This window comes from Bradyrhizobium viridifuturi, assembly GCF_001238275.1.
GTDB lineage: Bacteria > Pseudomonadota > Alphaproteobacteria > Rhizobiales > Xanthobacteraceae > Bradyrhizobium > Bradyrhizobium viridifuturi.
The window spans coordinates 66,531-88,944 of record NZ_LGTB01000046.1 but is presented as its reverse complement, the minus strand read 5'-3'; the positions used below and the strand labels follow the sequence as shown (position 1 = coordinate 88,944).

15 protein-coding genes are annotated in these 22,414 nt (G+C 65.4%); 3 read left to right on the top strand and 12 right to left on the bottom strand.

The window, feature by feature from the left end; genetic code table 11:
• Positions 1 to 54: 54 nt before the first annotated feature.
• Genes ALC15_RS33770 through ALC15_RS33760 form a run of 3 tightly spaced genes read right to left on the bottom strand, consistent with a single transcriptional unit; the run spans position 55 to position 4,068 of the window.
• Positions 55 to 1,377 (bottom strand): HlyD family type I secretion periplasmic adaptor subunit, encoded by a 1,323-nt coding sequence (locus ALC15_RS33770; RefSeq protein WP_050631017.1) that lies wholly within the window; start codon positions 1,375 to 1,377, stop codon positions 55 to 57.
• Complete coding sequence (locus ALC15_RS33765) at positions 1,374 to 3,125, bottom strand: type I secretion system permease/ATPase (protein WP_050631016.1); 1,752 nt, start codon at positions 3,123 to 3,125, stop codon at positions 1,374 to 1,376. The genes ALC15_RS33770 and ALC15_RS33765 overlap by 4 nt, the downstream gene beginning before the upstream one ends.
• Positions 3,126 to 3,153: 28 nt before the next feature.
• Complete coding sequence (locus ALC15_RS33760; RefSeq protein ID WP_244486366.1) at positions 3,154 to 4,068, bottom strand: acyl-CoA thioesterase domain-containing protein; 915 nt, start codon at positions 4,066 to 4,068, stop codon at positions 3,154 to 3,156.
• A 108-nt stretch (positions 4,069 to 4,176) separates the two neighbouring features.
• On the opposite strand from ALC15_RS33760, the gene ALC15_RS33755 reads away from it, so the two are divergent.
• A complete protein-coding gene (locus ALC15_RS33755) occupies positions 4,177 to 5,085 on the top strand; it encodes a LysR substrate-binding domain-containing protein (RefSeq protein ID WP_050631015.1) in 909 nt (302 codons plus the stop codon).
• A gap of 59 nt (positions 5,086 to 5,144) precedes the next feature.
• On the opposite strand, the gene ALC15_RS33750 is transcribed toward ALC15_RS33755, so the two are convergent.
• The 7 genes from ALC15_RS33750 to ALC15_RS33720 form a co-directional block, all read right to left on the bottom strand.
• Entirely contained in the window at positions 5,145 to 6,122 is a 978-nt protein-coding gene (locus ALC15_RS33750; RefSeq protein ID WP_050631014.1) for an ABC transporter ATP-binding protein, read from the bottom strand.
• Positions 6,119 to 7,531: an Asp-tRNA(Asn)/Glu-tRNA(Gln) amidotransferase GatCAB subunit A gene (locus tag ALC15_RS33745; protein WP_050631013.1), complete on the bottom strand. Its 1,413-nt coding sequence runs from the start codon at positions 7,529 to 7,531 to the stop codon at positions 6,119 to 6,121. The genes ALC15_RS33750 and ALC15_RS33745 overlap by 4 nt, the downstream gene beginning before the upstream one ends.
• The gene (locus ALC15_RS33740) at positions 7,528 to 7,725 is read right to left on the bottom strand and encodes a hypothetical protein (RefSeq protein ID WP_021080297.1); all 198 of its coding nucleotides are present in this window, start codon (positions 7,723 to 7,725) and stop codon (positions 7,528 to 7,530) included. The genes ALC15_RS33745 and ALC15_RS33740 overlap by 4 nt, the downstream gene beginning before the upstream one ends.
• The gene (locus ALC15_RS33735) at positions 7,722 to 8,795 is read right to left on the bottom strand and encodes an ABC transporter ATP-binding protein (RefSeq protein WP_050631012.1); all 1,074 of its coding nucleotides are present in this window, start codon (positions 8,793 to 8,795) and stop codon (positions 7,722 to 7,724) included. Before ALC15_RS33735 ends, ALC15_RS33740 begins: the two co-directional genes overlap by 4 nt.
• 4 nt (positions 8,796 to 8,799) lie before the next feature.
• Entirely contained in the window at positions 8,800 to 9,687 is an 888-nt protein-coding gene (locus ALC15_RS33730; protein ID WP_094194276.1) for an ABC transporter permease, read from the bottom strand.
• A gap of 2 nt (positions 9,688 to 9,689) precedes the next feature.
• A complete protein-coding gene (locus tag ALC15_RS33725) occupies positions 9,690 to 10,643 on the bottom strand; it encodes an ABC transporter permease (protein WP_050631011.1) in 954 nt (317 codons plus the stop codon).
• Positions 10,644 to 10,875: 232 nt separating this feature from the next.
• Positions 10,876 to 12,495 carry an ABC transporter substrate-binding protein gene (locus tag ALC15_RS33720; RefSeq protein ID WP_244486369.1) on the bottom strand — a complete coding sequence of 540 codons (1,620 nt, stop codon included), beginning with the start codon at positions 12,493 to 12,495 and terminating at the stop codon, positions 10,876 to 10,878.
• A 245-nt stretch (positions 12,496 to 12,740) separates the two neighbouring features.
• Between ALC15_RS33720 and ALC15_RS33715 the strand changes: the two genes are divergently transcribed.
• On the top strand, positions 12,741 to 14,348 hold the full coding sequence (locus tag ALC15_RS33715) for an ABC transporter substrate-binding protein (protein ID WP_050631009.1): 1,608 nt from the start codon (positions 12,741 to 12,743) through the stop codon (positions 14,346 to 14,348).
• A 154-nt stretch (positions 14,349 to 14,502) separates the two neighbouring features.
• On the opposite strand, the gene ALC15_RS33710 is transcribed toward ALC15_RS33715, so the two are convergent.
• Both ALC15_RS33710 and ALC15_RS33705 read right to left on the bottom strand, forming a co-directional pair.
• Positions 14,503 to 16,737: a CHASE2 domain-containing protein gene (locus tag ALC15_RS33710; protein ID WP_050631008.1), complete on the bottom strand. Its 2,235-nt coding sequence runs from the start codon at positions 16,735 to 16,737 to the stop codon at positions 14,503 to 14,505.
• A 108-nt stretch (positions 16,738 to 16,845) separates the two neighbouring features.
• Positions 16,846 to 21,000 (bottom strand): VCBS domain-containing protein, encoded by a 4,155-nt coding sequence (locus tag ALC15_RS33705; protein ID WP_050631007.1) that lies wholly within the window; start codon positions 20,998 to 21,000, stop codon positions 16,846 to 16,848.
• Between the two features lie 594 nt (positions 21,001 to 21,594).
• Here ALC15_RS33705 and ALC15_RS33700 point away from each other — a divergent pair.
• A complete protein-coding gene (locus ALC15_RS33700) occupies positions 21,595 to 22,341 on the top strand; it encodes a transglutaminase-like cysteine peptidase (RefSeq protein WP_050631006.1) in 747 nt (248 codons plus the stop codon).
• The last annotated feature ends 73 nt before the right edge of the window (positions 22,342 to 22,414 follow it).

The following is a 22,414-nucleotide window of genomic DNA, read 5'->3' as shown; positions in this document are numbered from 1 at the left end:
TTATGGGTCCCGGCTTACGCCGGGACGACGTGTGGAGAGAACGGCGCGAAAACCCTACTTCTCGCGGAACGAGCGCATGAACTGGTCGCTCAACGGCTTCATCAGATACGACAGCATGGTGCGGTCGCCGGTCTGGACGAAGGCTTCCACCGGCATGCCGGGGATGATCTTCACCTCGCTGCCGAGGCGCGCGACCTCTTCCGGCGGCATCGAGACGCGGATGGTGTAGTAGCTCTGCCCGGTGCGCTGGTCGGTGGTGGTGTCGGCGGAAACGCGGGTGACGACGCCGTTGAGCTCGGGCGTGGTGCGCTGGTTGAAGGCGGAGAGCCGCAACAGCGTCTTCTGGCCGACCTGCAGCTTGTCGATGTCCTGCGGATTGACCTTGGCCTCGACCGACAGATCGTCGGCCTTCGGCACGATCATCATGATGGCATCGCCCGCGGTGATGACGCCGCCGACGGTGTGGACGGTCGATTGCAGCACCACGCCGTCCTGCGGCGCGCGGATCTCGATGCGACGGAGCTGATCCTCGGCAGTCACCTTGCGCTCGACGAACTCACCGATCTTGTCGTTGGTCTCGCGCAGGTCCTTCGAGACTTCCGACAGCATGTCCTTGTCGACCTGGATGATCTGCAGCTCCGTCTCGGTGATCTTACCCTTGGCCTGGGCGCGCGAGGCGATGTACTGCGCGCGTTCGCCGGCGAGACGCGCCGCGTCGCGCTCCAGCGTGGTCAGGCGGGTGAGCTGCACCAGATGCTGCTCATAGAGCTGGCGAACGCCGACCAGCTCCTGCTGCACAAGCGCGATCTCCTTGTCCTTGGCGGCTTCCTGCGCCTGCAGGCCCGCGATCTCCTCGTTGAGCTGGGTCACGCGCTCGCGCAACTGCGCCTTCTGGCCGGTGCGGCCGTTGACCCGCACCTCGAACAGCTTGGTTTCGCTCGCCATGATATCGCGAACGTCGGGATCCCTCGCCTGCTCGGTGAGCTGCGGCGGAAACGCGATCTTGTCGAGCGCCTGCTGCTCGCCCTGGAGCCGGGCCGCGCGCGCATAGAGGCCGTTCAGCGTCTTGACCACGATCGCAAGGCTCGCCTTCACGACAGTCTCGTCGAGACGCACGACGACATCGCCCGCCTTCACCGTGTCGCCGTCGCGCGCAAGGATTTCGCCGACGACGCCGCCGGTCGGATGCTGCACCTTCTTGACGTTGGTATCGACCACCACCGAGCCCGGCGCAATCAGCGCGCCCGAGATCGGCACCGCCGCCGCCCAGCCGCCGACGCCGCCGCCCAGCACCAGAACCACGGCGAGGCCGACCACGAGGTGCTTCCGGATCGAAGCATGTGCGTTGCGCGGCTGATCGGTCATGCGGTCGTTCATGACTTGGTCGCCCCGGCATCGGCAACGATCTTGATCGGCGTCGGCACCGGCGGGGCGGCGCGCTGCAGCACCTGCGCCAGCACGGTTTCCTTCGGCCCGAAGGTCTGCATGCGGCCGTCCTTCAGCACCAGCAGCTGGTCGACGCCCTCGATGCCGATTGGCCGGTGCGCGACCACGATGACGACGGCGCCACGCTCGCGGGCGCCGCGCACCGCGCGAGTCAGCGCCTCGTCGCCCTCGCTGTCGAGGTTGGAGTTCGGCTCATCCAGCACGATCAGGAACGGACTGCCGTAGAGCGCACGCGCCAGCGCCACGCGCTGCGCCTGGCCGGCGGAGAGAGCGGTGCCCTGCTCGCCGACCTGGGTGTCGTAACCCTCGCGCATCTTGATGATCATCTCATGCACGCCGGCCTCCTTGGCCGCCGCGATGATGCCGTCGGACTTGGCGTCGGGATCGAACCGGCAGATGTTCTGCGCGACGCTGCCGGCGAACAGTTCGACGTCCTGCGGCAGATAGCCGACATAGCGGCCGAGTTCGTCCGACGACCATTGGTCGAGCGCGGCACCGTCGAGCCGCACCTTGCCGCGCGCCGGCACCCAGACGCCGACCAGCGCCCGGATCAACGACGATTTGCCGGACCCGCTCGGGCCGATCACGCCGACGCCGCTGCCGGCTTCGACGGCGAAGCTGACGTCCTGCACGATGGGACGCTGGTCGCCCGGCGCAACCATGGTCACCGCCTCGACCGTCAGCTTCTTCTCCGGCGGCTGCAGCAGCGTCTGCGTCGGCCGCGCCGGAATCTGCTGCAGCAGGCGGTTGAGGCGCTGCCAGCTCTGCCGCGCGGCGACGAAGCTCTTCCAATGCGCGATCGCAAGATCGACCGGCGCCAGCGCCCGCGCGCTCAGGATCGAACCGGCGATGATGATGCCGCCGGTGGCCTCCTGGTGGATCACGAGATAGGCACCGACCGCGAGCACGGCCGATTGCAGCATCATGCGCAGCACCTTGGCGACCGCACCGAGCCCGCCGGTGACGTCGCTGGCACGCTGGTTACCGGAGAGATACTCCTCGTTGGCCTCGTTCCAGCGCTTGTTCATCCGCCCGGCCATGCCCATCGCCACCAGCACTTCGGCATTGCGGCGGCTGGAGGCGGCGAGATCGTTGCGCCGCGCCGCGAGCGACATCGCTTCCCTGGCGGGCGTGCGCGACATGTATTCGGTGATCAAGGTCAGCGTCACCAGGATGATCGCGCCGACCAGTGCCGTGACGCCGAGCAGCCAGTGGAACGCGAAGCAGATCAGCATGTAGAACGGCAACCAGGGCAGATCGAAGAACGCGCCGGGGCCCATGCTGCCGAGGAAGGAGCGTACATTGTCGAGATCGCGCAGCGGCTGCAGGCCCTCGCTGCGATTGCCGGCCATCAGCGGCAGCCGCACGATGGTGTCGAACACCCGCGCATTGAGCGCCTCGTCGAGCGAAGTGCCGACGCGGCCGAGAATTCGTCCGCGCAAGAGATCGAGCACTCCCTGGGCGATGTAGAGCACGGCCGCGATGACGACGAGGCCGACCAGGGTCGGCACACTGCGGCTCGGCAGCACGCGGTCATAGACCTGCAGCATGAACATCGAACCTGTCAGATACAGCAGGTTGATCATGCAACTGATGAGGCCGACGCCGATGAAGGCACTGCGGCATGCGCGCAGCGCCTCAGCCAGTTCAGAACGCCGGACAGCGGGCGCGGCTGCCATAAAAACCGATCTCTGCAAAACAAAAGAGTTACGTGATCACCACGTTGTATAGACGTTTGCGACCACCGTCCATTTTAAGTCGCCCCAACCAAAGCATGGTTCGCGGTCTATTTTTGTGATCCCACAGACAGTTGACGGAATAATTAGGGTTAACCGGCCGCGGAACCCGGGCCTGCGGCGGACGCACTTCTCGGCAAGGGCACGAGAACGACCGACATCGCGACCCGGCCGATCTCGCCGTCGACATCGAGCAAGACCCCGCTGCCGATGCCAAGCCCGGCCTCCGGGCGCCAGCGGGCCTCGGCGCGGATGCCGATCCACGCGCCGCGCGGCGGCCTGAACAGCTGCACCGCGAGGTTCGGATTGGGATCGCCACCGCGTCCTGCACCGGGCGTGCGATGCCGTGGGTCCAGTCGGCCGGACCGAGCACGCGCGCGAGCGGGCCGGCATCCGCGATCACCTCATGATGCATGCGAAACCAGGCGACGTCGTCGCCGGCCCGGACCTCCATCGCGTCCATGAACCAACTGCGGCCGTGGACGGCGTGCGGGCTGCGCAACGGAAAGCGCATGGGATCGACCGGGTCGGCCGTACTGGCCTGAAAACCGTGGACCTCGACCGCACGTTCGCGCGACAACGTCACCCGCACGGTCGCGCAGGGTTGCGCCTCGCCGGCCGGCCAGAGCGTGTTGTCGACGACGCTGACCCGGCCGCCTTCGGTCACCACGGTGACATGCGTGCGCAATTCCGCCATCGGTGTCGGCCGCAGGAACCAGACCGATGCCGAGATCGCGGTGCCCCAGTTGCGCGCGTTGGCCATGGCTTCGACCTCGGCGGTCAGGAGGCTCGCGACCGCGCCGCCCTGAAGGCCAGCGAACGGCCCGGCCGCCAGCGCGGCGGGCCTCCAGTGATGCGGCGTGGCAGTAGGTTCGAAGATGGCCAAGGCGAGTGGTCCTGAGGTGAGCGGGATTGAGCGTTCGGCCAATCTGATCCAAGTATAGCGGCTATGACAAAAGGCCATTCATCACTCGAGGTGAACAGGATTCACCCATTGGATGCTCCCGATCCGCGGGTCATCCCGCCGCTTTCGGCACTGCTCGCCTTCGAGCGTGCGGCGACGCAACTCAGCTTTCGCCGCGCCGCCCGCGACCTGTCGCTGAGCCCGTCGGCGATCAGCCACCAGATCCGCGGGCTGGAACAGCAGTTCGGCACCAGGCTATTCGTCCGCGGCGCGCGCTCGGTGCGGCTGACCGCGGACGGCGAACGCTACCTTGCAAAGGTGTCGGCGGCGCTGGCGACGCTGGACGAGGCGAGCCGCGACATGCTGCGGCAACGCGGCGAGACCGGCGGGGAACTGTGGATCAGCTCGCTGCCGTTCTTCACCAGCGCGGTGCTGCTGCCGGCGCTGCCGGAGTTCAAGCGGCGCCATCCGCAACTGACACTGCGGATCGAGGCCACCCATCAATATGCCGACTTCAACGGCTCCCGTGTCGACGTCGCGATCCGCTACGGCCGGGAACACGCCGCCGGGCTCAAGGTCGAGCCGCTAGTCCAGGTCAGGGGATTGCCGGTCTGCACGCCGGCGCTGGTCAAGGCAGGGCTTCGGGCTCCTGCGGACCTGTCGCGCGAGGTGCTGATCCACGTCACGACGCAACCGCGGGCGTGGCCGGCCTGGCTGAAGGAGGCCGGGCTGCCGCATCTCGCCCCGCGCGGGCATCTGTGGCTCGACAGCGTGCCGGCGATGCTGGAAGCCGCCGAGCATGGGCTCGGCGTGGCGCTGGCGTTGGCGCCCCTCATCAAGGCGCGGCCGGGCTTCGGCAAGCGGCTGGTGGCGCCGTTTGCGTTCGAGCCGGCACATCACGAGACGATCTATCTGGTCTCCCGCACCGAGCAGGCGTGGGACCGGCGGATTTCAGCGGTGCGGCGCTGGATCGCAGACGCGGTCGCGCGGGCGAGCTAAGCGCGTTTTCGAGCGAAGTGGGCTCCGCTTCGCGTGAAGAAAACGCGTCAAACAGAAATCTAGGCCGTCGCGACGCTGGGCTCCGCCAGGACGCAGCGCGCCTGGTGGCCCGGTGCGACCGGCACATTCGGCGGCAAGCTTTCGCTACACCGCTGTTCGGCGAACTTGCAACGCGGTGCAAACGAGCAGCTCGCCGGCGCGTGGTCGAGCGAGGGCGGCGTGCCCGGGATGGTTTCGAGCCGCTGACCGCGCATCGCGCCGTGAATGGTCGAGGCCAGCAGGCCCTTGGCATAGGGATGCACCGGCGTGCGCACGATATCGCGCAAGGCGCCCTGCTCCACAATCTGCCCGGCATACATCACCGCGACGCGGTCGCAGATCTCGATCGCAACGCCGATGTCGTGGGTGACAAAGATGACCGACATGCCGAACTCGCGCTGCAACTCGCGCAGCAGCAACAGGATCTGGATCTGCACGGTGGCATCGAGCGCGGTGGTCGGCTCGTCCGCGAGCAGGATCTTCGGCTTGCAGGCCAGCGCGAGCGCGATCATCGCACGCTGACGCATGCCGCCCGACATCTCGTGCGGATAGGACTCCAGCCGCCGCTTCGCCGAGGGGATCCGCACCACTTCGAGCATCTCGAGCGCACGCGCCGTGGCCTCGCGCTCGCTCTTGCCTTCGTGACGCATCACTGTCTCGGCGATCTGGCGGCCGATGGTGTAAACCGGATCGAGCGCCAGCGCCGGCTCCTGGAAGATCATCGAGACGGTCTGGCCGCGGAATGCGGACAGCGCCCCGTCGTCCATTGCCAGCACCTCCCGGCCCAGCACCTTGACGCTGCCGGAGATCTGCGTGCGCTTCCGCGGCAGCAGCCGCATCAGCGCGCGCAAGGTCACGCTCTTGCCCGAGCCGGACTCGCCGAGCAGCCCCAACACCTCGCCTTCGCCGAGCGACAGGCTGAGATCGTTCACGGCATGGACCGTGCGATCGCCGGTGAAGCGGATGTTGAGGTTGTTGATCTCGACGAGGTTGGTCATGCGAGCTTGGGCACCTTGGCGTGGAAATCGGTCGCGCGCTGGAACGCGGCGCCGATCCGGAGCAGTGTGGCCTCCTCGAAGGAGCGGCCGATCAACTGCATGCCGACCGGCAGTCCCGTCTTGGTGAAGCCGGAGGGAATCGAGAGCGACGGCAGGCCGAGATAGTTGACCGGACGGGTGAACCGCGTCAGCCGCTGGATCACCGCCTCCGCACCCGGACCGTTACCGACATCGCTCTCTGCGATTGTCGGCGCCGGCACCGGCGAGGACGGCGCGATCACAGCATCGACGCCGTTGACCGCCGCATTGTGCGCGGCGAGCGCGGGCCCACGCCAACGCATCGCCTCGAGGTAGGTGACGGCAGGAATGGTCAGGCCGTTCTGCAGCCGCATCAGGACCTGCGCACCGTAATCCTGCGGCCGCTCGATCATCCAGCGCTTGTGGAGGGCGGCAGCCTCGACCGCGAGCACCAGTTGCGACGCCGCACCAAGCTGGCGCTGGTCGGGCAGCTCGACCTTGACGATTTCGGCGCCCTCCCGCTTCAGCGTCGCCACCGTCTCATCGAGGACGCGCGCCACCTCCGAATCGAGGTCGTCGACATAGAACGCCGTCGGGACGCCGATCTTGAGACCCTTCAGCGGCTGCCTGGTCGCAGCCATGTAGTCCGGCACCGGCTGCGTCGACGCGGTGAGATCCTCGGGGTCGGCGCCGGCCATCAGGCCGAGCAGCAGCGCGCAATCCTCCGCGGTCTGCGCCAGTGGACCGACGGTATCGAGCGACTGCGACAGCGGCATCGCGCCGGCGCGGCTGACGCGGCCGACGGTCGTCTTCAGGCCGGTAACACCGCAGAAATGCGCCGGCATGCGGATCGAGCCGCCGGTGTCGGAGCCGAGCGCGGCGAAGGTGAGCCGTGCGGCGACCGCCGAGCCCGAGCCGGATGACGAACCGCCGGTGATGTGCTCGACATTCCAGGGATTGCGCACCGCACCGTAATGCACGTTGTGACCGGTCGGCCCATAGGCGAACTCGACCATCTGCAGCGAGCCGAGCCGGATCTGCCCGGCATCCTTCAGCCGCTGCAACGCCGTCGACGTTGTCTTCGGCACGAAGTCGCGGCGGATCAGCGAGCCACAGGTCACGACCTTGCCGGCGTCGTAATACATGTCCTTGTGCGCCAGCGGCACGCCGTGCAGCGCGCCACGACTCCTGCCTTTGGCGAGGTCGGCATCAGCCTCGGCCGCCGCGGCAAGCGCCTGTTCGGATTCAATTGCCATAAAGGCGTTGAGACGCGGCTGCCATTGCGCAATGCGATGCAGCACGGCACGCGTCACCTCATGCGAGGAGACCTTCTTCTCGGCGATCGCCTCGGCGACCGCGGTCAGCGTCATCAGGGCCGGATCAGCGCTCATTTCGACACCTTTGCGATCTGCGCCAGCAGGAAGCTCGCGGGTTCGAGATCGAAGGGCAGCGTGCCGGCGATCGGCGCGAAGCCGTCGAATGCGGGTCCGATCGAGTTGGCGATGCGGGTGGCGACTTCATCATCAGCGGGCACGTCGGCGACGTGCGCGATCACCTTGACGTCCTTGGGAGTGGGTCTGGTCATGCCGCGTTTTCTCCTTTTGCTTTTGCCGGCGCGCGGCTGTGCCCCGAGCCAGGAATGGCCATGTAGCACGCCGCTTGATGGCCCATTGTATCGAGATCGCTGAGTTTTGGCGTATCGTTTGCGCAGAGCGGCTCCGCAAACGGACAACGGGTGTGAAACCGACAGCCCGGCGGCGGATCGATCGGGTTGGGCGGATCGCCGGAAATCGGCGGCACCTCGGTGCGCTTGTCGGGATCGGATGACGGCATCGCCGCCAGCAGCGCGCGGGTATAGGGATGCGCCGGCGCATCCCAGACCGCATCGACCGGGCCGAGTTCGACGACCTCGCCAAGATACATCACCAGAACGCGATCGGAGATGTAGCGGACGACGTTGAGATCGTGGCTGATGAAGAGATAGGTCAGGCCGAATTCGCGCTTCAAATCGGCGAGCAGATTGAGCACCTGCGCCTCGACCGACTTGTCGAGCGCGGAAACCGCCTCATCGAGGATCACGAGCCGCGGCGACAGCGCGAGCGCGCGGGCGATGTTGACGCGCTGGCGCTGGCCGCCGGACACTTCATGCGGATAGCGGTTGGCGAAAATCTCCGGCCGCAGGCCGACCTTGCCGAGCAGTTCGCGCGCCAGCGTCCGCGCCGTGTCGTCGGCCATGCCGTGGACCTTTGGTCCAAAGGCGATGGATTCCTCGATGGTAAGGCGCGGGTTGAGCGACGCGTAGCTGTCCTGAAATACCATCTGCACGCCGCGCCGAAGATCGCGCAGCGAGAGCGCCGGCCCGACCTGCCGGCCATCATAGATGATGTCGCCGCCATCACGGGGCATCAGATGCATCAGCAGCCGCGCCGTGGTCGATTTGCCGCAGCCGGATTCGCCGACGATACCGACGGTCTCGCCCTTCATGACCGCGAAGCTGACGTCGTCGACGGCGCGCACGGTCTTGCGCGGGCCGAACAACCCGCCGCGCACCGGGAAGTGCTTGGTCAGCCCGTTCACCTGCAGCAGCGGCTGCGCGGCACCGCCGATGTCGGCGACCGGCTCCAGCATGTCGGTCACGGGATTGGCATCCGTCATCGCACTAGTTCCTGATGTCCATGGCGCTGCGCATGCCGTCGCTGAGCAGATTGAAGCAGATCGAGACCGCGAAGATCATCGCACCCGGCAGCGCCGCGACCCACGGATTGACATAGATCGCGGTGCGCAACGTGTTCAGCATCAGGCCCCATTCCGGCTCCGGTGGCTTTGTACCCAGCCCAAGGAAAGAGAGGCCGGCGGCCAGGATCATCGACACCGAGATCAGGCCGGTGGCGTAGACGAAGATCGGGCCGAGCACATTGCCGAGCATGTGAACGCGCATGATGGTAAAGGGACCGGCGCCGGAGGCGCGCGCCGCCTCGACGAAATCCATGTTGCGGACGCCGGTGGTGACGCTTTCGGCGACGCGGGTGATCTGCGGCACGAACACGATGGTCAGCGACACGATCGAATTGGTGATGCCGGCGCCGAGCGCGCCCGAGATCGCGATCGCCAGCAGCACCGACGGGAAGGCGTAGAACACGTCGACGGTTCGCATGATCGCGGTGTTGAGCTTGCCGCCGACGTAGCCGGCGACGAGGCCGAGCGAGGTGCCGATCACGAATGCGAAGATCACCGGCAGGATGCCGATCACCAACGAGAGACGGCCGCCATAGATCAGACGCGCCAGCATGTCGCGGCCGAGCTCGTCGGTGCCGAGCGGATAGCCCGGCGTGCCGATATGGCGGAGACGGCGGATCATCGAGCCCTGATAGGGATCGGCGAGATGCAGCCACGGCGCCAGCAGCGCCGAGGCAAAGATCAGCAGCAGGATGATCGCGCAGGCCATGCTGACCTTGTCGCGCCTGATCCGTCGCCCGACCGTCGCCCAGTAGCCGCGCGCCTTGCTCGCGGGTGCGGCTTGCAATGCAGTATCTGACATCGCACTCATGGTTAGCTCCGCTTGATGCGCGGATCGATCGCGGCCTGCGCGATGTCGACCAGGAGATTGAGCAGCACGAAGAACAGCGCCAGCACCAGGATCGTGCCCTGCAGCAGCGGCAGGTCGCGCTGGAAGATCGCCGAGTTGAGCAAGAGGCCCGAACCCGGCCAGGAGAACACGGTCTCGATCAGGATCGAGCCGCCGAGCATATAGCCGAGCTGCAAGCCCATCACCGCGAGCGCGGTCGGCGCCGCGTTCTTGATGACGTGACGGAACACTTCGGTCTCGCGCAGGCCCTTGGCGCGCAGCGCTTCGACGAAATCCTGGCTCAGAATGTCACCGGTCAGCGCACGCACCGTGCGGGTGACAATGCCCATCGGGATCACCGAGGTGGTGATCGCCGGCAGCACCAGATAGCGCAGATGCTCCCAGTCCCATGCCCAGGCGCCGGAGCCGCCGGGACCGGCGCCGACCGCGGGCAGCCAGTTGAGCTGCACCGAGAAGATGATGACCAGCACCATGCCGAGCCAGTAATGCGGCAGCGAGACGCCGGCGATGGCAATCGATGTCGCGACCTTGTCGACCCAGGTGTCGCGGAAATAGCCGGCGATCAGGCCGAACAGCAGGCCGAGCGTGAAGCCGATCATCGCGGCGGCAACCGCCAGCATCACGGTGTTGCCTACTGCGCGCATCACCTCCGACAGGACCGGCCGCCCGGTCGCAATCGAGTTGCCGAGATCACCATGGATCGCGCGCCACAGCCACAGGCCGAATTGCACGGGCAGCGGACGATCGAAGCCGTAGGCTGAACGCAGTTGCGCAGCGAGCTCCTGCGAGGCATCGGCCGGCAGCACCGCGACCAGCGGGTCGCCGGGCGTGATGTGCACCAGGAGAAAGCACACCAGCGCGACGCTGAGCACGATCGGAATGACGTAGACGATCCGTCTGGACGTATAGGCGAGCACGTTGCGTTCTCTCTTCCTTCGCCCCTTGTGGGAGAAGGTGGCGCGCAAAGCGCGCCGGATGAGGGGTTCTGTCCGCGGCTCCAGTCAGTTCACGACAATGAGGGGTGTCCGCGGAGACGACCCCTCACCCGGCTTCGCGGAAGCTTACCATCGGGCGGCGCTTCGCGCGACCCGGTGGCGAAGCCACCCTCTCCCACAAGGGGAGAGGGTGCACCGGTCTATGCCTCCCGTGTCACGGCGCGACCGTGACCGGCGAGAAGTCGACGAACCAGCTCTTCGGCTGCACGAATCCCTTGATCTTCGGGCTCATCGCACGCGGCGCCACGTCGTGGGCGACGTAAAGGAACGCCGCATCATCGACCGAGGCCGCATGCAGTTCGGCGAGCGCTGCGTCGCGGGCCGCAGGCTCGAAGGTCTGGCGGGCCTTCTTCACCAGCTCGTCGAATTTCGGATTGTTGTTGAAGCCCCAATTGTTCGAGACCGGCGGCGCCATGCCGGATTGCAGGAAACGCACCAGCGCGAAGAATGGATCCATCGCCGCATAGGTGACGTTGATCGCGTTCGAGCCGTTGGCCGACGGATCCTTGGCGCCGCGCCGCCAGTTGGTGAACAGCGTATTCCACTCGATGACGTCGAGCTGCACATCGAAGTAGCACTCCGCCAAAGCCTGTTGCAGATATTCGTTCATCGGCAATGGCAGCATCTGGCCCGAACCCGACGCCGAGGTCTGGATCTTGACCGTCAGCTTCTTGTTCGGACCGAAGCCCGCCTCCTGCATCAGCTTCTGTGCGGCCGGCTTGTCGTACTTGATCTGGAACGTCGGGTTGCCGCGCCAGGGATGGCCGGGCTCGAACGTGCCGGTCGCAGGCACCATCAGGCCCGCGAGCAGGCCGTCGCGCAGTCCTTCGCGATCGATGCAGAGGTTGGCGGCCTTGCGGACGCGGATATCGTTCCACGGCGAGCCCTCGACGCGCGAGAACTGCCAGGGCCAGACATGCGGCTCCTCGTTGGAATAGAGATTGAAGCCACGCTGCTTGATCTCGGGCAGCGCGTCCGGCGCCGGTGCCTCGATCCAGTTGACCTGCCCGGACAGCAGCGCCGCGGTGCGCGCGTTAGCCTCCGGCATCGGCAGCAGCACCATCTTGTCGGTCTTCGGCACCCGCGCCTTGTCCCAATAGTTCTCGTTCTTCACCAGCTCAAGGCGCTCGCGCGGCGTGAAGCTCGACATCTTCCACGGGCCGGTGCCCGACGCATCCTTGGCGAACGCCGCCCATGCGGCCTGCGACTTCGCCTTGGCATCGGCGCCTTCCGCCTTGTCGTAGAACTGCTGCCACTTGGCCGGGCTGGCGATGAACAGATTGGTGAGGTTGATCGGCAGGAAGCTGTCGGGCTCCTTGGTGGTCAATTCCACCGTCATGTCGTCGATCTTGCGCGCCGAGACCAGGGTCGGCATGCGCGAGGCGGTGACGCCGACCTGGCTCGCGTCATATTGCGGCGCGTCCTGCTTCAGCACCTTGTCGACATTCCAGACCACCGCGTCGGCGTTGAACGGCGAGCCGTCGTGAAAGACGACGCCGGGACGCAGCTTGAACACCCACTTGGTCTTGTCGTTGTCGTCGACCTTCCACTCGGTGGCGAGGCCCGGGATCATCGCGCTCGCCTTGTCCGACGAGGACAGGTCCCACATCGTCAGCGCGTCGTACATCGTCAGGCCGGTGAAGCGATTGCCCTCAAAACCCTGGTCGGGCTGGCCGAGCGTGCGCGGAATATCGGCAGCCGTCATGCCAATGCGCAGCACGGTCTCGGCGCGGGCGATCGCCGGCACAAAATTGGCCATCGCGAGCGCCAGCATGATCGCCGTCGCATTGGTCTTCCTGTTACGCATCTGAGCAACCCCTTCGAAGTCTGGTGACGTTTTGGTGATTATTTCTTGGGCAAGCGTATGCAATGCCTGTGCCAAGGGGAATAGTTCTTCAGCAATTTACCGCCGGGCGCGTCATTTCTTCCCACCTTAGGCTAAGGCCGGGCCATGGTGCCTATTCTGGCATCATGCTTGCAAGTTTTTGGCTCCGACTTCCCCACCAACGGAGCCTTTATATGCGTGCGCGCAATTCGATCCTGATGGCAGCAATGGCGCTTGCCCTGACTGCGGGGTGGCCGGCGATGTCGGCGCGCGCGGAGTCCATTGTGCGCTACGGCATTTCGATGGCCGACATTCCGCTGACGACCGGCCAGCCCGATCGCGGCGCCGGCGCCTATCAGTTCACGGCCTACACGATCTACGATCCGCTGGTGGCCTGGGAGATGGATGTTGCCGACCGGCCGGGCAAACTGGTGCCCGGGCTTGCGACCGAGTGGAAGGTCGACGACAACGACAAGACCAAGTGGCGCTTCACGCTGCGCAGGAACGTCAAATTCCACGACGGCAGCGACTTCAACGCCGACGCCGTAATCTGGAATCTCGACAAGGTGCTGAACGACAAAGCGCCGCAATTCGACAAGCGGCAGAGCGCGCAGGTGAAGACCCGCCTGCCCTCGGTTGCGAGCTACGCCAAGATCGACGACTTCACCGTCGAGATCACCACCAAGACGGTCGATTCCTTCTTCCCCTACCAGATGCTCTGGTTCCTGGTCTCGAGCCCCGCGCAATATGAGAAGCTCGGCAAGGACTGGAACAAGTTCGCCAGCCAGCCCTCCGGCACCGGTCCGTTCAAGTTGACCAAGCTGGTGCCGCGCGAGCTGGCCGAGCTGACAAAGAACCCGGACTATTGGGACAAGAAGCGGCTCGCGAAGGCCGACAAGCTGATCCTGATCCCGATGCCGGAGGCCCTGACCCGCACCAACGCGCTGCTCGCCGGGCAGGTGGATTTGATCGAAACGCCGGCGCCCGACGCCGTGCCGCAGCTCAAGGCCGCCGGCATGCGGATCGTCGACAACGTGACACCGCATGTCTGGAATTATCATCTGAGCGTGCTGCCGGGCTCGCCATGGACCGACATCCGCTTGCGCAAGGCGCTCAACCTCGCGATCGACCGCGACGCGGTGGTCGGCCTGATGAATGGTTTGGCCAAGCCGGCCAAGGGCCAGGTCGACCCGTCGAGCCCATGGTTCGGCAAGCCGACGTTCGAACTGAAATACGATCTCGCGGCCGCGAAGAAGCTGGTGGAGGAAGCCGGCTATTCCAAGGACAAGCCGCTGAAGACGACCTTCATCATCGCCCAGGGCGGTACCGGACAGATGTTGTCGCTGCCGATGAACGAATTCCTGCAGCAGAGCTTCAAGGAGATCGGCATCGATATCGATTTCAAGGTGGTCGAGCTCGAGACGTTGTATTCCCATTGGCGCAAGGGCGCGGCCGACGAGATGAACGCCGGCATCACCGCCAACAACATCGCCTATGTCACCTCGGACCCGCTCTATGCCATCGTGCGGTTCTTCCATTCCGGCCAGGTGGCGCCGACGGGCGTCAACTGGGGCGGCTACAAGAACCCGAAGGTCGACGCGCTGATCGACGAAGCCAAGCAGACTTTCGACACCGCCAAACAGGATGCGTTGCTGGCGCAGGCCCACGCGCTGATCGTCGACGATGCCGCGCTGGTCTGGGTGGTGCATGACACCAATCCGCACGCGCTGTCGCCGAAGGTGAAGACCTTCGTGCAGGCGCAGCACTGGTTCCAGGATCTGACGCAGATCGGGCTGGAGTAGGTTGCTGGTCGTCGCCGCGTAAACCTCTCCGCCGTCGTCCCGGCGCAGGCCGGGACCCATAACCACGACTAGGTGTTGTTGGAAGGCCGTCTGGCCGCTTGCCCATCACGCCGGCCGCGGCGTATGGGTCCGGCCTGCGCCGGGACGACGAAGCCTACTTCGTCGTCAACGCAAAGGCGCCGTCCCAATCGTCCGGCGGCGGCTCCTTCTGGAAAGCGCGGATGCGGGCCTCATAGAGGCGGTAGAGATATTGCAACGCCTGCGCCTCGTCGGTCTTGCGGCCGCGCTCGATCGCGGCGAGCGCGCCATCCCAATCGCGGCTGCGGTAGCAGGCCAGCATCTCGATGGTCAGGTTGCGCAGCCGCTGGAAGCGGCCGGAGCCGGCGACGTCTTCGCGCCCGGCGATCGCATAGATCACCTCGGGCTCCTTCTTGCCTTTCACCATGATGAAGTCGAGTTCGAGGATCGCGAACTTCTCCTTCACCGCGAGCGCGGTCTTCGAGCCGACGATGATCGGGAAGCCGTACTCCTTGGATTGGCCTTCCAGCCGCGAGGCCAGATTGACGCTGTCGCCGAACACCGAATAGTCGAAGCGGACGTCGGAGCCCATATTGCCGACCACGCAAGTGCCGGTGTTGAGACCGACGCCGATGTTGAGCGGCACATAGACGTGGCCACCCTCCTGGGCCTCCTGCTCACGCGCGCGGTTGAGGACGTCGACGCGCTCCAGCATGTCGAGCGCGGCGTCGCAGGCGTTGAGCTGGTGCTGCTTGTCGTCGAGCGGCGCGTTCCAGAACGCCATGATGGCGTCGCCCATATATTTGTCGATCGTGCCCTTGCGGGCGAGGATCGCGTTGGAAAGCGGCGTGAGGAAGCGGTTCATCAGCGTCGTGAGACCCTGCGGATCGCTCTTGTAGGTCTCCGAGATCGTGGTGAAACCGCGCATGTCCGAGAACATGATGGTCATCTCGCGCTCCTCGCCGCCGAGCACGAGCCGCTCCGGCGACTGCGCCAGCTGCTCGACCAGCGCGGGCGACATATATTGCACGAACTGCGACCTGATCTGCCGGCGTTGCTGCTGTTCGCGCACGAAGGCGGAGAAGATCAGCGTCAGATAGATCGCCGTGGTCGACATCAGCGGATAGGTGAAATCGATCAGGAGCCGGTGCTGGGAATAGAAATACCAGGAGGTGCCGATCAGCACCGAGGCGAACAAGCCGCCGACAACGACCAGCGTCACCGGACCGAATTTCGGCGCGAAGGCGATGACCAGGAGCCCCATGATCATCGCGGCGAGGAATTCGATGGCGATGCCGTAACTCGGCTGCGAAACGACGTCACCGGTGAGCGCGCTCTCCAGCACCTGGGCATGAACCTCGACCCCGGGCATGGCCGGCGTCACCGGTGTGGTCTTGATGTCGTTCAGCCCGACCGAGGAAGTGCCGATCAGGATCAGCTTGCCCGCGATCCGGTCCGGCGAGACCCGCCCATCCAGCACGTCGACGGCCGAAACATAGATCGAGGGGTCACGGCGGGCGTAATGGATCCAGAGCTGGCCGTAGAGATCGGTCGGAATCGCAAAGCCCTTGATGCCGAGGCTCTGGATGCCGCCCTTGTCGGCCTTGATCAGGATGGTGCCGGAGCCGCCCGCCACCCGCAGCATTTCGAACGTCAGCGACGGCATGGTGACGCCCTGCGCGACCATCATCATCGGCACCCGCCTGACGATGCCGTCGCGCTCCGGCCTGATCGTGAACAGGCCCCGCCCGGCGGCGGCCTCCTCGAGCACCGGCACGTTGCGCAACAATCCCGGAAACTGGAACATGAACTGCTGCGGCTCCTCGCCGAGCATCGCAAGCCCGGTGACCGGCAGCTTTTCGTTGAGGTCGGCGCGCACATTGGGACCGCCGGATTCGCCGAGCACCACGCGCGAGTTCTTGATGGCGTCGGCGAAGATGCTATCGTTGCTCGGCAGCTGCCGCAGCCGGGCGCGCATCTCCTCATCGAGGCTGCTGAACGTATCGGCCGCGATATCCGGATTGAGACGGTCCGGCTCGGAGAACACCGCGTCGAACGCGATCACCACGGCGCCGAGCCGGGTGAGATTGATGACGATGTCGGCAAGCCGTGTCCGCGGCCACGGCCATTGCCCGAGCCGGGGATCGGCGAGGCTCTTCTCGTCGATATCGACGATGGTGACGGGCCGCGCGGTCTTCTGGCGGGGTTCGAGCACTTGGAAGGTATCGAACGTCCTGACGCGAATCTCCTGCACCGGAGCCGGATCCACAGCCCGCAGCGCAGCAAAGCCGATCAACAGCGCCACGCAGGCCAGCCGCGCATAACCGAAGCGCCGTGCGAACCACCTCCGTATCGCCTTCAGCCGTTTCATGCCGTCTGGATATCACGCGCGGAGAGTTTGTTCCAATGGAGCCGGCATGCGCGGTGCACAATCAGCCCGACCCGACCCGCCGCCCATGGCGGCTCGGCCGCACAGCCGTCACGTGACGTGAAGCAGGAAGTCGTTGTGGCCAAGCGTCGCGGGGCTGACGTTGCGCAGCGTGATGGTGTCCGCGCTGTCGATCGTGATCAGCGTATCGGCCGCGTTGGTCGGCGACTGTGAGACGTGCTGGCTGATCCAGGTATCGACGCTGCTGGTCGAAACCACCGCGGTCAGGTCGATGTGGTCGACGCCGGGCTTGAAGTTCAGGATCGTGTCGTGGTTGAAGTTCGGCGCGAAGACGAACTGGTCCTGGTAACCCGCCGTCCCGAACAGCACGTCCTTGCCAGTGGTGCTCGTCAGGGTCACCGGCGCGGTCGGATTTTGCTGGACGTTGAAGATCAGGTTGACCGTATCGCTCGCGCCGTTGCCGTCGGTCACGGAGAGCGTGACGGTGTCGGTCGGCGCGGTGCCGGGGTGATAGGTGAGCGCCGACGATGCGAGCGCCGCGTTGATGTCGGTGAGGTGCCCCGCTTGCGCGGGCGGTGTCACGCTGCTGCCCGAACCGACCGTCGTCGCCGCCAGCAGGAAGTTCTCGGTGGCCGTGGCATCGACATCCGTCACGGTGAGGCCGGAGATCGTGTCCGTCCCGTTTGGATTCTCGGTAATGCTGATATTGTCGGTATGGATCACAGGTGCATCGTTGGCGCCGATGACGTCGACCGTCAGCGTCGCCGTTCCAACGGCGCCATGCGCATCGATCGTCTCGACCGTGAACGTGTCGGCAAAGGTCCCCTTGGGTAGCGCGTTGATCGCGGCGGCGTCGGGAACATAGTTGTAGGTGCCGTCCGGGTTGACCGTGAGCAGGCCGTAGAGACCTGAGATCTGCGTGACCGCGGCATGGTCGGAGTTCAGGATGGCATAGCTCAGCGTTGCCGTCTCACCGTCGTCGACGTCATGGCCGTGCAGCGTGCCGGTGAGCGGGCTGAACGTGTCATAGGCGGCGGTGTCGGTGAGCGTGCCAGCGTTGACGTCGGCGAGCGTCGGCGCGTCGTTGGCGCCGTTGATCGTGATCGTGACGGGCGTGTTGATGACGCCGCCATGATGATCGTCGAGCTGGATCGTGTAGGTCAGCGTCAGCGTCTCGCCGGCGGCGAGGTAGTCGAAATTCTGGTCCGCGGCCGAGAAGGTCCAGGCCTGCGATCCGGTCAGCCCGCCGGTCGAATCCGTCAGCGTCCCCAGCGACAGCCAGTTCAGGATGATGGACTGGTCCTCGGGCAGGCCTGCGGTCGCTCCGGCTTCGGCAACGCCGGTGATGGTCATCGTGTGGGTGTCGCTGAGGTCCACATCGGTGAAAATCAGGGTGCCCGATGCGCTGTCCGGCTTGGACGATCCCGTGGTGTCGGGCTGCTCGGCGATGGTGGCCGTCTGCGCTTCCGACGTGACGGTCGGCGCGTCATTGCTGCCAGTGATCGTAATCGTCACCGGCTGACTGACCACACCGCCATGATGATCGTCGACCTGGATCGTGTAGATCAGCGTCAGCGTCTCGCCGGCGGCGAGGTAGTCGAAATTCTGGTCCGCGGCCGAGAAGGTCCAGGCCTGCGATCCGGTCACGTGGCCGGTCGAATCCGTCAGCGCCCCCAGCGACAGCCAGTTCAGGATCGTGGACTCATTCTCGGGCAGGCCCGTGGTCGTCCCCTGCTCGGTCACTCCGGTGATGGACACGGTGTGGGTGTCGCTGAGATCGACGTCGGCAAAGCCCACAACGCCCTGGGCCACGTCCGGCTTCGATGAACCCGTCGTATCGGGTTGCTCGGCGATGGTGGTGGTCTGCGGCTCGGCGGTGAATGTCGGGACGTCGTTGGTGCCCGTGATGGTGATCGTGACTGGTTGGGTGACGACGCCGCCATGATGGTCGTCGACCTGGACCGTATAGGTCAGCGCCAGCGTCTCGCCTGCGGCGAGATAGTCGAAACTCGTGTCCGCGGCCGAAAACGTCCAGATATTCGATCCGGTCACGCCGCCGGTCGAATCCGACAGCGCGCCGAGCGACAGCCAGCTCAGGATCGTCGCCTGATCGGGGAGCCCTGATGTGACGCCCGTTTCGGCGACGCCGGCCACGGTGACGCTGTGGGTGTCGCTGAGGTCCACGTCGGTGAAGGTCACCGTGCCGGACGCGGTATCGTGGCTCACCGAGCCGGTCGTCTCCGGGGTTTCGGTGATGGCGGCGGCCTGGGTCGGCGACGTGATCACCGGCATGTCATCGGTGCCGACGATCGTGATCGTGACCGGGACCGTGACGACGCCGCCATGCTGGTCGTTGATCTGGATCGTGTAGGTCAGCGTCAGCGTCTCGCCCGCGGCGAGATAGTCGAAGCTCTTGTCGGTCGCCGAGAACGCCCAGGCGCGCGATCCCGTCACGCCGTCGGTCGAATCGGTGAGCGCGCCGAGCGATAGCCAGCTCAGCACGGTGGCCTGGTCGGCAAGTCCCGTGGTGACGCCGGATTCGGTGACGCCGGTGATGGTGACCGTGTGGGTGTCGGTCAGATCCGCATCGGTGAACGTGACCGTGCCGTGCGCGGTATCCGGCGCGCCGGAGCTCGTCGTCCATGGCAGCTCGGTGATCGAACCGGCCTGCGCCGCGGACGTCACCACCGGCGTGTCGTTGGTGCCGGTGATCGTGATGGTGACGGTCTTGAACGCGGTCTCGTTGCTCGGCGCATAGTTGTTGTCGACGCGCACCAGATAGGTCAGCGTCAAGGTCTCGCCAGCGGCCAGGAAGTCGAAGGCGCCGTCGGCAAGGCTGTAGGTCCAGGTCGCCGAACCGAAATTGGTATTGTTCGGATCGGGCGTGAGCAGCAACGGGATCTCGACCGCCTTGATGGCCGCCTGTTCCGCCGCCGTGAGCTGCGAAGTCACGTCGTTGCCGCCGGCGTCGTGGTAGCTGAAGGTGCTGAAGCTGACCGCCGCAGTGGGCTTGTCGCCGAGATTGACGTCCGTCCAGGTGATCTGGCCGGTCACCGTGTCGGGCAGCGTGCTATGGGTCAGCCCGGCCTGTTCGGTGAACGAAGCATTCTGGGTCACGACATGCGGCGCACCGGGAGCATGATCGGGCTTCACGGAAGGGCCCTCTGGCCCGGCATTGCCGGTAAGGGCCAGCAGGAAGCTTGTCGGCAGGGTCACGTCGCCGGTCGCGAGCTTGAGGATGGTCGTGACCGGGACGATGCTATCCGTGAAGTTCGTCGTGAGCTTGGTATTGGGATTGTTGTTGTCGGTGAACTTCAGCGCGAAGACGTCCGAGATCAGCTTCTGCGCATCGGTCGACAGTTGCGCCGACGAGACGAAGCTGACGCTGCCCTGACCGTTGACGATGGTCTGGGTGCCGGCCTGATCGACGGTCGCGATCGGATTGAGCGTCGTCTTGTCGAACAGGATGTAGGAGCCGGTGGTGCCGTCGGGCTCCACCAGCACCTGGAATTTGGCCGGCGGCACGCCGCCGGAGCCCTGCACGTCGAAATCGATCTCGACCAGCACCGCGGTGCCGCGGATGCCCATGGTCGCGACCGGCGTATCGACCTTCATGTCGCCATGCTTGGCGGTCGCGCCGGCGACGAACGAGATGGTGCCCGAGACGAGGCTCATCAGCGACGAATTGTTCGACCCGTTCGGGTCGTAGATCATCTCGTTCAGCACCATCTTGGCGTTCGGTCCGAGACCGAACACGGTGCCGTCGATGAAGGTGATGCCGAGCGTCGAGTCGCTGCCCGACTGCACCACGTCGCCCTTGTTGACGTTGTCGCCCTGGTTCAGGACAACAGCGACGCCGTTACGGACGGCGGTGGCGCTGCCCGTCAGCTTGGTGACATGGCCGATGACCTTGGCCGGCTCCGCGGCACCGCCGGCCTGGGCATATTGGGTGTAGCCGGTGAGTGCGTTGACGAGGTCGCCGGTGAGATGCGCGCCTTCAGGCGACGCCAGCGCCGCGCGTTTCTCGCCCTTGAAATAGTCGTGCAGGACGAGTTCCCGATCGTCCTTCGAGATGACGAGATCGAGCCCGGTTCGCTTGAAGTCGCCGGTGAACAGCAATTGCCCGTCGTCGACCGTGATCGCGCCAGGCGGAGCATTCGAGGTAACGCTTTCGACGTATGCCGATCCGCGGGCGTAAGCGTCCGCGCTCGGCAAATGGCCGTCGAATTTCTCGACAAAGTTCACTGCGGATCACCGCACGGGGGTTAATATTGGTAAAATATCCGAATGATTACGCCTGCATATCATCGGATAAAGCTTGGCGAAACCATCCTTTGCTTTCGCAAGGTGCTCTGGTCGCGCGGTTTGACCGGATGTGACTTGGCTCACTCTCACATGAGTCGTGTATTCCGAACCTGCCTGACGGTACCATGAGATGGGATTTGAGCCAAGATGGGTACTGAGCCACGTATTCGTGGTATTGATTGGCATTTCTGTACTTGCCTTTATTTCCCCGCAGCCCCGAGAGGGCATTTGACCCGATTTTTCCGGCTAAAGCTGTGACTTGGCTTACAAATCCCAGCTATCCCGCGCGCGGACTGGCTGGGTTAACCAGTAGGCAAGGGTGAGGCGCTTCGCGGTGGAAAAAGGTTCGCGGGTTGGTTTCACAAACCGGTAAAGTTTTCGGGACCCGGACCACGCGCCCTTTAGCCTCCTGCCCGGATCTCCCACATCTTAAGTCGATTTGAGGGGATCGCTGGTCATGCTCGCGGCATGAAACGATCCGGTCGCGTGTGCGGTGTAGTGTCCACCCGCCGATGAGCGGACAGGGGGTGTCACATGGGATTCTCGCTTCGCTCGTTCGCGCTGCGCGCCGTCATGCTGGGCTTCGGCTTGGCTTTGGCCGCGCCAATTGCCGAGCTCAATGCCGCCTCGCTGCTGTCGCCCGGCCCGGCGACCCTGCTCCGACAGTCCACCGAACCGTTCGGCCTTGCGACCAGCCTGCTTGCCGGCGGCGGCCTGCACGACAAATGGCTCGGCGTGCAGCGCCAGCTCGCGGATGAACTGGTGCAACTCGCCGCCTGCGAGAGCGACCGTGCAGGCTGTGCCTCGCCCGAAGCGCAGCGGTTCCTGGCGATCGTCGATGCCGGTCGCGCGCGCAACGGGCGCGCCCGTCTCGGCGAGATCAACCGCGCGATCAATCTGGCGATCCGCCCGGGCAGCGATCTCGCGACTTACGGCGAGCCCGACGTCTGGGCCACGCCGCTCGCCACCTTCGCCCGCGGCAGCGGCGACTGCGAGGACTATGCGATCGCCAAGTTCGTGGCGCTCGCCAAGGCCGGTGTCGCGCCGGAGGATTTGCGGATCGTGGTCATGCACGACCTGCTGGGCGGCGAGGACCATGCCGTGGTCGCAGCGCGGCTCGACGGCCACTGGCTGACGCTCGACAACCGCCGCATGGCGATGATCGAGGACGCCGACATCAGGAGCTTCCGGCCGACCTTCGTGATCGACCAGAACGGCGTCAATCGTTATGTCGATGCGCCGCCCGTCACCGAGGCCGCGTGGCGGCCGGCGGAGCGGTGAGTCGAAGACAGGGTTCACACACGTTCCGTCATTGCGAGGAATGGAGCGATGAAGCAATCCATGTTCCCACTCA